This is a genomic window from Thalassotalea marina (assembly GCF_014656435.1).
GTDB lineage: Bacteria > Pseudomonadota > Gammaproteobacteria > Enterobacterales > Alteromonadaceae > Thalassotalea_C > Thalassotalea_C marina.
In genome coordinates this window covers 391,477-405,544 of record NZ_BNCK01000003.1, presented here as the reverse complement: position 1 = coordinate 405,544, position 14,068 = coordinate 391,477, and the positions used below count along the sequence as shown (strand labels likewise).

Annotated in this window: 9 protein-coding genes and 1 pseudogene; 6 read left to right on the top strand and 4 right to left on the bottom strand. The window is 39.9% G+C overall.

The features are described from left to right. Window positions 1-60 precede the first annotated feature (60 nt). Window positions 61-789: a PEP-CTERM sorting domain-containing protein gene (locus tag IE199_RS08270; RefSeq protein WP_189769099.1), complete on the bottom strand. Its 729-nt coding sequence runs from the start codon at window positions 787-789 to the stop codon at window positions 61-63. Between the two features lie 233 nt (window positions 790-1,022). Here IE199_RS08270 and prsT point away from each other — a divergent pair, with 233 nt between their 5' ends. The 3 genes from prsT (at window position 1,023) to IE199_RS08255 (ending at window position 4,904) form a co-directional block, all read left to right on the top strand. Further along, on the top strand, window positions 1,023-3,818 hold the full coding sequence (gene prsT / locus IE199_RS08265) for an XrtA/PEP-CTERM system TPR-repeat protein PrsT (protein WP_189769097.1): 2,796 nt from the start codon (window positions 1,023-1,025) through the stop codon (window positions 3,816-3,818). 80 nt (window positions 3,819-3,898) lie between these two features. Continuing rightward, window positions 3,899-4,207, top strand: a complete 309-nt coding sequence (locus IE199_RS08260) for an antibiotic biosynthesis monooxygenase family protein (protein WP_189769094.1) — start codon at window positions 3,899-3,901, stop codon at window positions 4,205-4,207. 10 nt (window positions 4,208-4,217) lie between these two features. Beyond that, the gene (locus tag IE199_RS08255) at window positions 4,218-4,904 is read left to right on the top strand and encodes a helix-turn-helix transcriptional regulator (protein ID WP_189769092.1); all 687 of its coding nucleotides are present in this window, start codon (window positions 4,218-4,220) and stop codon (window positions 4,902-4,904) included. 22 nt (window positions 4,905-4,926) lie between these two features. Here IE199_RS08255 and soxR read toward each other — a convergent pair whose 3' ends face one another. After that, a complete protein-coding gene (gene soxR / locus IE199_RS08250; RefSeq protein WP_189769516.1) occupies window positions 4,927-5,367 on the bottom strand; it encodes a redox-sensitive transcriptional activator SoxR in 441 nt (146 codons plus the stop codon). A 209-nt stretch (window positions 5,368-5,576) separates the two neighbouring features. Between soxR and IE199_RS08245 the strand changes: the two are divergent. Together IE199_RS08245 and IE199_RS08240 are read left to right on the top strand one after the other, a co-directional pair. Then, window positions 5,577-5,990 (top strand): annotated as a pseudogene (locus IE199_RS08245) (VOC family protein); the annotation flags it as partial. A 40-nt stretch (window positions 5,991-6,030) separates the two neighbouring features. After that, entirely contained in the window at window positions 6,031-6,576 is a 546-nt protein-coding gene (locus IE199_RS08240; protein ID WP_189769089.1) for a flavodoxin family protein, read from the top strand. On the opposite strand, the gene IE199_RS08235 is transcribed toward IE199_RS08240, so the two are convergent. Together IE199_RS08235 and IE199_RS08230 are read right to left on the bottom strand one after the other, a co-directional pair. Further along, window positions 6,569-7,075 carry a GNAT family N-acetyltransferase gene (locus IE199_RS08235; RefSeq protein ID WP_189769087.1) on the bottom strand — a complete coding sequence of 169 codons (507 nt, stop codon included), beginning with the start codon at window positions 7,073-7,075 and terminating at the stop codon, window positions 6,569-6,571. The two genes, IE199_RS08240 and IE199_RS08235, sit on opposite strands and share 8 nt — an antisense overlap. Before the next feature lie 76 nt (window positions 7,076-7,151). Next, window positions 7,152-10,445 carry a S41 family peptidase gene (locus IE199_RS08230; RefSeq protein WP_189769085.1) on the bottom strand — a complete coding sequence of 1,098 codons (3,294 nt, stop codon included), beginning with the start codon at window positions 10,443-10,445 and terminating at the stop codon, window positions 7,152-7,154. A gap of 146 nt (window positions 10,446-10,591) precedes the next feature. Between IE199_RS08230 and IE199_RS08225 the strand changes: the two genes are divergently transcribed. Continuing rightward, a complete protein-coding gene (locus tag IE199_RS08225) occupies window positions 10,592-14,050 on the top strand; it encodes a hybrid sensor histidine kinase/response regulator (protein ID WP_189769083.1) in 3,459 nt (1,152 codons plus the stop codon). Window positions 14,051-14,068: the final 18 nt, after the last annotated feature.

Sequence of the window (14,068 nt, the reverse complement as noted above, 5' to 3'; positions counted from 1 at the left end):
TTTTACCAATAAAAAAAGCTCGGTATTACCGAGCTTTTTTATAAGCTTTTTTCGGAGCAATTAGGCTTTGCGTCTTAACGTCAAACCTAACAAACCAAGTAAAAACATCATCAACATACTAGGCTCAGGTATGCTAGTTGTTACGTTGACTGGGTTTTTGCTGTTGAAGAAAGTAATGTTTGACAGCTGAGCGGTATTATTACCGTTACTTGGTGAATGCCAAGTACCATTGTCTGTAGTAATTGCCGCCGTTAAACAAGCTAAGTTAAAGGTACCGCTAGCCGAGCAATAAGCGGCATAGTCATCATTACTGACCTTCCAGAAAAGATTAAACTCTTGTGCACCTGCTTTGATAGCCCAGTAACGAATATGAATACCATTGTCGTCACTGTAGCGCCATGATCCGCTTGTTGTTGCAGCAGCAGTTGTTTGACCGTCTGCAAAGTTCCAATTAGTATCATTTTGACTACTGAAACGCCAATCGCTGCTGTCAACTGGAGCATTACCGACATAATCAGTGTTTATCTCAGCACTTTCACCTTGATTAAACTTAGCAACCACAGGAGAAATTTCTACATATTGGTTATTTTCATAGGTAAAAATATTGCAACTGCTAAAGCCTTTATCTGTCTTGCCTATGCCAATATCACCTAGCATATTTTGTTCTGCATTTTTTTCACAGGCAGATTTAACATTTACCGTTGCATGCACTGTTGTATATGACGCGCTTGCCATTAGAGGTAATGTAGTTAAACACCCAAGTGTTAACCATTTCATCAATTTTTTCATCGAAACCAACCGTAGTAAAACAGGCTTGTGTAATTATAACTTACTCTGCAAGATTCGCACCTAAAAGTTATATAAGATAAAAAACATATAGTTATGGTGAAACGTTTCCGATAAATATGGCAAGTTGTAAAAAATATAGACACTTATTAGATTCATCCTCATAGTGAGGTATGATATTTAAAGATCACTTATAGTTGTACATAACAATCACAAGAAGGAACTATATGTTCAATATGCGGACGTTTTATCTTGCACTATGTTGCCTGTTTGTTAGTCAAGTCAATGTAGTACATGCTAACCAAACTTTTGAAAAGGCGCAGATTGCCTTTCAAAACCATCAATACAATGACGCCAAAGTGTATTTAAAACAGTTGTTAAGTGAAGAGCCCAATAACTTATCAGCAAAACTGTTAATGGCGCAGTTATTGATTGCTCAAGGCAATGGTCATTTAGCTGAAACTGAAATAAAGCAAATGATGTCGAGTGATATAGATAAAAGTCGCTTAATTTTACATTTAGCTCAAGCGTATATTTTACAAAGTAAATATAACGAAACTTTGTCATTATTGGCGTCAGAAAGACTGCCTAACTTACCTCGCGATCAAGTGTTGGTAATGCAAGGCCTAGCAAAAATAGGTTTAGGACACTATAAATTAGCCAAGGCCGATTTTAATGATGCGGTGACATTAAATAGTGGCAATTTAGACGCAAAACTGGGTGTGGCGCAGCTGCACTTAATTGAACATAATTATGTTCAAGCTGAGCGAGTTTTAAATGAAGTCACCGCGGCCTTTTTACCACCTCTTAAAGCGTGGGCAATGTTGGCAACAGTCTATATCAATCGTGGAGAACTCGATCGAGCTCTTGCAGCGGCAAACGCTGCATTAAATGAAAACGAAAATGATATTAATAGTTTAGCCATTAGAGCTAGTGTATACATTCAACAAGATAAACTCGAACTAGCAGACCAAGATATAGAGACTGGGCTTAACGTTAATGAATTTGAGCCCAGATTCATTTTCTTGAAAGCTGTCGTTGCTTCTCGTGGCGGCAATAAACGTGCAGCTGAACAAGCGCTAAAAGAAATTAACTCTTTGATAGAACATTTCCCTACTAGCTACCTCAATCAACACCCAAGTTATTATTATCTGGCAAGCTTTACTTACTTTTTACAAAATAATTTAGAGCTGGCTCAGCGTTACATCACTTCTTATCTAGACATTGATGCAAAAAGCGTTCGAGCGATGCGATTATCAGCTGCTATTAGTTTGAAGTTAAAAGATTATACGTCGGCTATTAGCGCATTAAATAAAGCCTATCTTGTTAAGTCTGATGATGTCATTGTTTTAACCATGTTGGGTTCTGCTTATTTGGCGCAGAATAATCAGCAAAAGGCATTACTTTATTTTAAAGAAGCACATCAACTTGCACCTGATAATGCTGAACTTAATCTTGAATTTGCCAAAGCGCTAGTGGCCGATAAACAACTAGAGCTTGCTATTGCAACCTTGCAAGAAACGCCGACTCAGTCGTTAAATGCCGAAGTGCAAACTGAGTTGCAAAACCTGTTGGTTTATTCCTATTTAAGGCGAAATGACATTGATAGCGCTATTTCAATAGTTGAGCAGCAGATTGAACAACAGCCAGATAATGCGGAATACATTAAGCAAGCTGGAATGTTGTGGCGACTTAAAGGGGATCAAAAGCAAGCATTGTCCTACCTAGAACGAGCAGCCACTTTAGACCCGCAAGATATGCACGCTCATATAGAAAAAGCTCAGTTATTGTTTGCTAATCATCAAGAAAAACAAGCGGTAGAGCTGCTGGTGTCGTTAGCAGAACAGCACCCTCATAATGCTGAGCTGTTGTTGGCTTTATCTACTAAGTATCGAAAAGTTGGCGCTTACCAACAAAGTTATACTTGGGCAGAAAAAGCCTATTTAACAGATACCAATAATTTTGAGTTGGTTGAATCATTTGCCTTGTTAAACGTTTTTCTAAACCAAGCAAATGTCGCCATAGATATTGTCACTAAGTTTGCTGACGCCAATGAGAAAACCTATGCCGTTTATGCGTTATTAGGAGAGTTGTATCGATTTAATCGTTCACCACAAAAGGCAATCGATACACTGCAACAAGCTTTTAAGCTGTCGCTAACGGATAAACAAAAATCAGCAAATTATCTAAAAATTGCTCAAAGCTACAGTGACAATAATGATAATGCCAATGCCGTGGTTTATTACAAAAGAGCCATTGCTTGGGATAGAAATGCCAACGCGATTTCAGCATTGATTAATTTGTATCGTCGAAATGGCAAATTTAAACAGGCGTTAGATACATTTATCGCACATCAAAAGTTACTAAAAGACGATGATATGGTGATGTTGCATGGACAAGTGTTAATCGAAAACGCCATGTATCAACAAGCAATCGACGTACTCGATACCTTGCCAAAACAACAGGTCAATGCTCAAGTGGCGATTGCACATATCTATATCACTCAAAATAAGCTGACGTTGGCTAAAGAGCGAATTGAAACTGCACTAGCGCTAACTCCAAACAATCCTGTGCTTAATATGTCTTTAGCTGAAGTGTATATCAAGCAACAAGATTGGGCACCTGCACAAAGTATTTATCAGCAATTGATCAGTGCTCAGCCAACGCCAACAGTACTCAATAATGCCGCTTACATCGCATTACAGTTGGAAGAATATGCAAAGGCTAGAGAGTTGGCTCAACAGGCGGTTGATGCTAATGGCCAGTCGCCTAATGCGCTAGATACTCTAGGTCAGGCACTGTATTTTTTAAAAGAATATCAAACGGCGCTACCACATTTTAGAAAAGCCTTGGCCATTGATAACAATCGAGCTGACATTAAATACCATATTGCCAAAACACTGATTGCTTTAAATCGTGAAAAGGAAGCGGTTTCATTTTTAGCGGAAGCTGTTAACAGTGCTGAAAGCTTTGATGACAAAACACAAGCAATCGAGTTACTTAAAACACTTACTGCTAAATCAAAGAGTTAATCAAATAAACACTACTGACATTAACTGTCAGTAGTGATCTATTAAACTAGGCTCGACTTTTATAATGAGGGGAATAACTCATGTCGAACGTAGTTGAAGTTGTGCACTTTTCCTTAGATTCTGATTGCACAGAGGATGACTTTTTGCGAACAGATGAACAAATGAAACAGTTTTTGTCTCAGCAAGCAGGCTTGATCCACCGCTCATTATCCAAAAGGGATGATGGCAGTTTTCTTGATATTATTTATTGGCAAAATATGGAAGCTGCAACGAGCGCCCAGCAATCTTTTTATGCTTCAGATGTGTGCAAGTTGATTGGTCAGCTTATAAACATTGAGTCTGTTACCATTGAACACACTAGCGTATGCTCTACACTAGGCATTAACTAAAGGACAACCTATGCGTAAGGCTGAACGTCTTTTTCAATTAGTTACCTTGCTCAGAGGCAGGCGCTTGGCAATTACGGCAAAGCAGTTGTCAGAAACACTTGAGGTTTCGGAACGCACTATTTATCGAGATATTCAAGCCTTGATGTTATCAGGAGTGCCTATTGAAGGTGAAGCGGGCATAGGATATCGACTCGATCGGCACTTTGAGTTACCACCATTAATGTTTACCAGTGAAGAATTATTGGCTCTAATTTTAGGGTCAAAAATGGTAAAAACTTGGGGCGACAGTGTGGCGGCAAGGGGAGCCGTATCGGCCTTAGATAAAATTACCGCTATTTTACCTGAGCGCCTTAAACAACAAGATCAAAGCGAATTGTTACTGGTACCTGAGTTTTTACAAAATAAAAACCTTGCGCAATTGGCCAGTGATCTGAGAGCCGCGGTAGAGAGCTGTTTAACCATTAACATTGAATATCAAGATGAACAAAAGCGTTTTTCCAGCCGAAATATCGAACCATTAGGATTAGTATACTGGGGAGGTAAGTGGACCTTGATTGCCTTTTGTTTATTACGTCAAGATTATCGAGAGTTTCGTATTGATCGCATCGTGTCTTTGACATGTTTAGATATTCAGTTCGAAAAACTGGAAACTAAATCACTAAAGCATTATTTAAGTCAATTTGCCTGTCATTCTTAACGTATAACCTAGCATACAGTTTTTATTTTTTATCTAAAATAACTGGGCCACTACCTTTATTCGCTAATTCATCTTCGGGGTTGTAAATAGGGCAGCTATTCAATGATAAACAGCCACAGCCAATACAACCAGATAACAAATCTCTAAGCCTTTGCATGTAATTAATTCGCTCATTGAGAGATTCTCGCCATTGACTAGCAAGCTTGTCCCAATCTTCTTTTGTTGGCGTGCGATTATTAGGTAAATTGGCAAAAGCTTGCTTAATTTCTTCTAATGAAACCCCCATTTTTTGTGCCGCTTTGATCACCGAAACTCGTCTAAGTACTTCGGGTTTGTAGCGTCGTTGATTGCCAGTATTTCGCCAGCTTTTAATTAAACCTTTATCCTCATAAAAATGCAGTGTTGATACTTTTACTCCAGCGCGCTTGGCGACATGCCCCACCGATAGATTTGCTTCTTGCATCATAAACTCCAATGAAAATAAATTTTAATTTTGTGAAAAAAGTGCTTTACCTCAACTTGACTTGAGGTTTTAGACTTGCCAACAACAATAACAAAAGAGGCATCAACATGAAAGATTCACATGAACAAGTTATCGATCTTACACGCTTTTATCAGCTGTATTTCACCTATTTCAATTGCGCAATGCAAAACAAGTAATGGAGGTTTTAAGTGATTAGATTGGAGCACTTAAATTTAGTCGTTCGAGATATTTCTGAGACTTTAGCGTTTTATCAAGCCGCTTTTCCACATTGGAAAGTACGTGGTGGTGAGGCTGCAACTTGGTACGGAGTAGCCAGAAATTGGGTACATTTTGGCGATGATTACAACTATCTGACGTTTAATGATCAAGGTCAGGGAGAAAATCGCGATTTAACCAGTAATACCTTGGGATTATCGCACTTTGCATTTGTAACGTCAGATATAGAGTCGCTTATTGAACGGTTGAAGCTTGCGGGTTTTCCACCTGACAAAATTGGCGCGGAAAATAAATATCGAAAAAATGTTTATTACATAGATCCTAACGGTTATGAAATTGAATTTGTTGAGTATTTAACTGATATACCTTCACAAAGAAATCAATATGACAATCAACAACAAACTAACACATTTAGAGGGAATGAGCGTGAATACCGTAATCCTAGTTGGTACTTCTAATGCCCAAGGCAATACCCGACGATTTGCTGATGAACTAGCCAATAAACAGGGTGCTGATGTGATCGATATCAGCGATTTTGATATCTTCTTTTATGACTACGAACATAGAAATCGACACGATGATTTTATTCGAATTATTGAAGATATTCTCGATTATGAGCTGATCATTTTTGCCAGTCCGGTCTATTGGTACGCCATGTCAGCACAGATGAAAGTTTTTTTTGATCGGTTATCTGATTTATTAACCGTGCGCAAAGACCTTGGACGACGCTTTAAAGACAAACACTATGCTGTGTTGTCAACTGGGGCTCAACCGCTTGCTCCTGAATGTTTTATTGAACCATTTAAATTGACCATGGATTACTTTGATATGCAGTTTCGAGGACATTTTTATGCCCATTATTCAACGTTGGAGACAGAGAGCAATAACCATTTTTTAATGTTAAGGCAGGTGGAGCAAGCGGCAAACTCTCTGTTTGTACAGCAACCATCGACAGCTTCAAGCATTAGTTAATGGCATGATTCAATATTATTTGCCAATAACCTGTATCGAGCCAACGACCAAATTTAAAACCAACTTCCTCAAAATGGGCTACCTGTCTCATGCCCATTTTTTCATGGAGTTTGACGCTACTTTCATTGGGCAAAGTGATACCGGCAATGATGCTATTCACGGGTAAACTTTTTAATAGTTCAAACAGTGTTGAATAAAGTGTTGAACCATAACCTTTAGCTTTTGCATCAGGAGCAAGGTAAATAGTGGTTTCAACTGAAAAACGATAGGCCGAACGATGTTTCCATTGGGCTGCATATGCGTAGCCTAAAATTCTATTATGATCCGATAATACCAGCCAGGGAAGCTGCTGCGCTTTAGTGGTTTCTATCCGCTGTTGAATGGTTTGCGCGGAAACCTTTTGTTCTTCAAATGTTGCAACTGAATCAACAATATAATGATTGTAAATATCGCTAATTGCTTGTGCGTCAGAGTGTTTTACTGATCTTACGGTTACCATCGAATGATTTTAGTGAAATAAAGCATGACGCCTAGCATAAACTAGACGCCATGATGCGCAATTGAAAAGAATTCAACTATGGTTTGATTGCTGGAGTAGAAAAGCGCGGTGGCTTGACTGTTTTAGCTTCTTTACCTGCAAGTTGCTTCATTAATTCTTGTACTGCTCGCTCTAACTGAGGATCTTTACCTTGCGATAAAGACTTAGCATCTTGGTAAACAAATATATCAGGGGCAATACCAATGTTTTCACCGACCCACTCGTTGTTGATTGGATCAAATACCGCGTTGTCAGGTGCCGTTAATCGGCCACCGTCAACCAGCGGATAATGAACTGAAGATTTCACTACGCCTCCCCATGTTGTTGCGCCAATTAGCTTGCCTACTTTTTGTTGGCGAAATGCCCAAGGGAAGTAGTCACCACCGGAGCCTGCAAGCTCATTAATGAGTAGTACTTTTGGACCTTTAATGCCCGCAGGTAACAACATAGGTTTGCCATTAGGAACCTCATTGGTGATAGCGGCACGCAATTCTCGATTCATTAAATCGACCATATAGTCGTCTAAAAGTCCGCCGCCGTTAAAACGCTCATCAATGACTGCGCCCATTTTGTCTTGTTGGGCAAAGTAGTAACGGTTAAAAGAGGTAAACCCAGGTGATGAGGTGTTCGGTACCCAGACATAAGCCAATTTTCCATCAGACAGTTTATCAACTAAGCGGCGGTTGTCTTCAACCCAGGTACGTTGTCTTAAGCTGTTTTCACTGCCGATCGGCTCGACAATGACAGTCCATGTATCGTCAGTGGACGGCTTATCGTTTATTGTTAAAGTAATTTGTTTACCTTTGGTACCGTCTAAGAGTTTAAACGGATTGTCTTTTGCCGTTAACTGCTCGCCATTAATGGCGACAATATAGTGGTTATTGGCGACTTTTACATTGGGCTGATCTAAAGGGCCTTTAAGTTTTGGATTCCAACTTTCGGCGGTATAAATACGTTGAATTTGCCAAAAACCCTGATCTGGCGCTAAGTCAGCGCCAAGCAGACCAGCACGTCGTTGTTCTACTTTTGGGTGGTCGCCGCCATAGACAAAACTGTGTCCAACAGATAATTCACCATTGACCATATCGAGTAAATAGGTCAGATCTGCGCGGTGTTTTACATGTTTAACTAATGGCTCATAGCGAGAAAAAACTTCATTCCAGTCTCGACCATGCATGTTTGGATCGTAGAAGTAGTCTCTTTGATAACGCCATGCTTCGACAAACATTTGTCGCCACTCTTGCTGACGATTAAGTTTTGTTTCTAATGCAAGTTTCAATGGCTTTTTAAGTTTTGCATTTGCCTTGGTTGCATCGACAACATGCCAATTATTTTTAGCATTAACCAAGAGCTTTTTATTGTCAGCGGAAATAACAGCAGAACTTACACCACTAATAAAAGACTTGGCTTTTCTATCTTTAATACTGTATTTTTCCAGCGAAAGCCCTCGGCTACCATCAGCGCGTTTAGCAAAAAAAGCGTGACCTTTGGGCCCGTGCATAACAAAGCGATAATTACCTTCTGGCATCGGGAGTGGCATAATACGTCGTTCAATATTGTCAAAGTCGATGACAACTTTTACTTCTTTGTCCTTTTTCCCTTTCTTTTTCGGTTTATTTTCGGCTTGGTCATTATCTGCATCGTCTTTACCCTCTGCAGAATTTGCTTCATCTTTTGACTCTGGCGTTGCTTTAACTTTTTCTTCGTCACTACGCAGTGCAAAAGGAGAGTCTTGCTTTTCCGTCAGGTTGATAATATATGGCGCATATTCGTGATCAGCAGACATAGAGCTAGTATTAGCCCAACCGCTGTCTAAGCCATAATCTGTGCTGGCTAGGAAATAAAAGTGTTTGCCATCTCGATCCCAAGCAGGTGAAATAGAGTTGGCCATAGGATTGGTGATTGCTTGTGTTTTATTTTGTTCAAGTGACCAAACATAAATTTGGCTGAAGCCATTGGCTGCTTGTTTACCATAGGATAGCCATTTAGAGTCTGGAGACCAGGTCAAGCCTGTGCGACCACGTTCTAAATTATTGCCACCTACATCTAAAGTTGTGATGGTTTTTGAAGATAAATCAATTAATCTGTATCGCACATCATCGTCAACAAAAGCGATGTATTTGCCATCGGGTGACCATTGAGGCTCCCATGCCATTTTTGATTCGCCAATGCTGATAGTTTCGATGTCACCTAAGCCGTCCTGCGATTGAATAAGCAATTGATAACCTTGCTCGCCTTGATCGGAAAACCAAGCAATTTTGTCACCATTGGGAGACCAAATCGGCGCTCGATCAGCTGAGGTTTGATCTTGGGTTAAATTGCGCGTTGTGCCATGTTCTGTTGGCACGGTAAAAATTTCACCTCGGGCCTCAAACAAGGCTCTTTTGCCCGAAGGTGAAAGTGAACCATTGGTTGCGTTTCTAGAAACATTTTGCCACTTTGTTTCTGCCCAAGGAAAATCGGCATTTATGTTGATTTTTAATTTACTGGCTTTGCGTTTTTTTACGTCAAAAGTATACAAGTCGCCATTTTGTTCAAACGCTAACTTTTTACCATTGCTGGCTAACTGCTTAATATCGGCATTTTTAAATTCGGTGAGTTGTTCCAACTTTTTTGATTTTGGATCATATGACCAAACGTTAGATACCCAATCGCGATCAGATAAAAAGTACACTTTACCTTTTAGCCAAACAGGCTCGATATCGACACTTTTTTCATTGGGTAAAAGCACTTCTTCTTGAGTTTGTGTATCTAATAATACAAGCGGCGTATTTTGCCCACCGCGGTAGTTTCGCCACTCGGTATCCCAACGCGACATACGGTCGATGATCAGTTGTTTGCCATTATCGGCATAAGCGCCATTAAAGCCCCATTGCGACGAAACTAAAGAAGTTGCACCGCCTGATACAGGAACTGTCCAAAGGCGATGGTAAGATTTAGGTGCGGTGTCTCGTGTCGATGAAAATAGAATACTTTTGCCGTCCGGCGTCCAACCTTTTACCATGGCGTCACTGGCATGCCAGGTTAAGCGTGTTGGTTCTCCACCATTAATTGGTACAGTATAAACAGAATATTGGCCCTGCCGATTCGAGCTAAAAGCTAGCGTTTTTCCGTCAGGTGAAAAATGTGGTTCTGTTTCGACCGCTGCCGTACTGGTCATACGTTTTACATTATTACCCTTTAAATCGGCCAACCACACATCGCCACCATAAATGAAGCTAATATGATCTTCGCTAATGGTGGGTTGTCTCAATAGGCGGGTTTCTTGTTCGGCATTGGCCGAAAATGCACTGATAATGCCGAGTGCCGCGACAGTAAGTAACGTTTTCATAGTTAAATTCTTATTGTTTTAGTTGATGCAACGGTTCGACTATAACCCATATTTATCTAGATTAATCACATTAGACCAAAATCTAATTGATTTTGATGGCGAATTTTGGAAAGTTACACTAACAGTAGATTTACCTTGAGTTCACTATGTTTCCTAATTGGCAATTAACCCTGATCAGTATTAGTTATATCGGGTTACTGTTTCTGATCGCTTTTTTAGGGGATAAGTATCGCCACAAGCTTGTAAAACAGCGTCAAAGTGTTATTTATGCGTTATCGCTTGGGGTTTACTGTACCTCTTGGAGTTTTTTAGGAACTACAGGACAAGCAGCAACCAATTTTCTTTCTCATTTGCCCATTTATTTAGGCCCGATCATCTTATTTGTTTTTTTCTGGCCGTTTATCAAACGCATTATTCGAATAAGTATCAAACTGAATTTAACCTCGATAGCCGATTTGTTAGCGGCGCGCTTTGGTAAGTCTCACAACCTCGCCATTTTAGTCACTATTGTGGCGCTAATTGGCACTATGCCTTATATCGCGTTGCAGCTTAAAGCCATTGTTTATTCTTTCCAGCAATTGCAAGCAAGCAATGTGGTCAGTACTTGGGGTTTTGGGTTGATCGTAAGCTTAGTCATTGCAGGTTTTACGATTGTTTTTGGTATTCGAAACATTGATGTAACAGAGCGTCACCCAGGTGTTGTATTAGCAATTGCATTTGAAAGTTTGGTTAAGCTGATTGCTTTTTTAGCCGTTGGTGTATTTGTTACCTTCTTTTTATTTGATTCGCCAAGCGATATTTGGCATCAATCCGAAGCTAATAAGCAGCTTTATCAAAACTTTAATACACCTAATTTATTGTCGATGCTGGCAATGTTAGTGATAGTGATGGCGGCATTTTTATCCTTGCCAAGACAATTTCAGGTGATGGTTGTAGAGTTAAAAGATGAAAGAGATACTTGGTTAAGCCGCCGAGTATTTCCTCTGTATTTGTTAGTGTTTGCTCTATTTGCAGCGCCTTTGGGCTTAGCTGGGCATATTTTATTAGGGGACTCTGTACCTGCCGATACTTATGTGCTGTTTTTACCTTGGATTCAAGAGCAAACTTGGTTGACCTTAGTGGCGTTTCTTGGTGCCATTTCAGCCGCTAGTTCAATGATTATTATCTCGACAATCGCTTTAAGCACCATGTTGAGTAATGAAATTGTGTTTCCATTTTTATTTCGTTCCAATAAAACCCGTCATACCGACTATGAGCATTTTAGGCACCGGTTGTTAACAATACGTAAGTATTTGGTACTGATTGTCAGTTTATTGGGTTATGGCGTATTTCTAATGGCCTCGCCCGATACACTAAGCTCTTTGGGCGAAATTGCTTTTGGCGCTATTGCTCAATTAACCCCTGCACTTATTGCAACATTTTACTGGCGAAGAGCTAGTTTAACTGGGGTTTACGGTGGCATTATGGTGGGTTTTTTGATGTGGTTTATGTTGAACTTTTTACCGCAGTTTGGTTTATATCACCCACCTTTTAGTGACGGCATTTTACCTGCCAATACCACGGCAAGTTTATTGAGTTTAGCAATGAATGTTTTTGTTATGTGGGCGCTATCTAAAATTAGCCGACAAAGTGTGCAAGAGCGAATGCAGGCGTCACTTTTCATGGAGTGGCAAACACCAAACCTTCAAGCAAACTCGAAAAAAACACGCAAAATTAATTGCCATGAGTTAGAGCTGTTGGTGTCACGTTTTGTCGGCATTGAAAAAGCCGCGGACAGTTTCCAACTGTTTAATAATCAACATGATAAAAAATCATTGGGCGCAGTTAATTACAATCAGTTGTTATTGCAACATACCGAAAATACACTGGCCAGTGTCATGGGGTCATCTTCTGCACAGCTGGTACTGTCCTCGGCGCTAGATGGTCGTGATATCGCGTTAGATGAAATAGCGGTATTGGTTGAAGATGCGTCTAATCAGAAACAACTACATATTCAAACCTTACTACAAAGCGCGATTGAAAATGCTAGTGAAGGGATTTCTATTGTTGATAACGAGTTAAACCTAGTTGCGTGGAATAAAAAATACTTAGATCTATTTAAATATCCTCAAGAGCTTATTTACAAAGGCGTACCGATTGAAAAATTGATCAGGTATAACATTTCTAATGGTCTTGTTGGTGAAGGTGATACCGAGCTACAAGTGAAAAAGCGTCTCGACTTTCTTCGTTCGGGTAGCTCTCATAGTTCTGAGCGACAAAAAGACAATGGCCAAGTGATACGCATTGAAGGCAATCCCCTACCTGATGGAGGCTTTGTTATGATGTTTTCGGATATCACTGCATATCGACAAGCAGAACAAGTATTAAAAGCTGAAAATGTCGACTTAGAAGCCATTATTAGAGAAAGAACTCAAAAACTTGCGCAAACAAATGAAGCGTTAGAGGTCGCAAAACAAAAAGCAGAACAGGCACATATTAAAAAGAGTTTGTATTTAAAAGCATGTAGTCACGATTTGATGCAACCATTAGAAGCGGCTCGTTTGTTTACCTCTGCGCTGGCGGACCAAGAAAGCCTCAATGAAACGCAAAGAAGACAGGTAAAAAACATAGATAATTCGTTAAAGGTGGCCAATGATTTACTTGCTGATCTAGCGGAAATAGCACGTATTGAAAGTGGGAATATTAAACCTCAGCTAGAGCATATTGCGCTGCAGCCACTGTTTAATGAGTTGTATCGGGAGTTTTCTGCGTCAGCTAAAGAGCAGGGTGTTGAATTTCGGGTTATTCCAAGTTCTGCTTGGATAAAATCTGATCGTTATCTACTAAGGCGTATATTACAAAATTTAATTGGCAACGCTTTTCGCTACGCAAGCCCCGGCAAGGTGTTACTTGGAGCAAGGTGCTATCAAGGTAAAGTTGTTATTCAAGTATTGGACAATGGCCCAGGTATTCCAATAGAAAAGCAAAGCCTAGTGTTTGAACAGTTTACTCAGCTCAATACTCCACAAGCATCAAACTCAGGCCGAGGTCTAGGTTTAGGTTTGAACATTACACAGAGTTTAAGCCAATTATTGGGACATAAGTTGGGACTTAAATCAGAGCACATGCAGGGTTGTAAATTTACGCTTGAAATGGAGCAAGTGAAAGCTAATTTAAAACCTGTAATTGAAAAACCTATGATCAAGGTAGGTTTTAGCGATATTACCGTGATGTGCATCGACAACGACCCAGACGTATTAAGTGGTATGGTGGAGTTACTCTCAACCTGGCAATGTACGGTGTTAGCAGCGGATTCCTATGAGCAAGCGTTAACCATGTTTGGTGAACATGGCAATGATATAGAAATATTATTAGTTGATTATCAACTTAATAATGATCATAACGGGTTGACGCTTATCGCTAAGATACGACAGCAATGTAACCACTATTTACCTGCGATTCTCATTACTGCGACTACAGATGAAGATATAGAGCAAAAGACACAACAAGCGGATGTAGGCTATATGCGTAAGATGGTAAAACCAGCGGCTTTAAGAGCTATGATGAGCGCTATGTTAGCGAAAAAGTTGCAAGACAAATACATGGGAGCAAATAATGCTCCCTAGTATAGGGTAAACAACTAG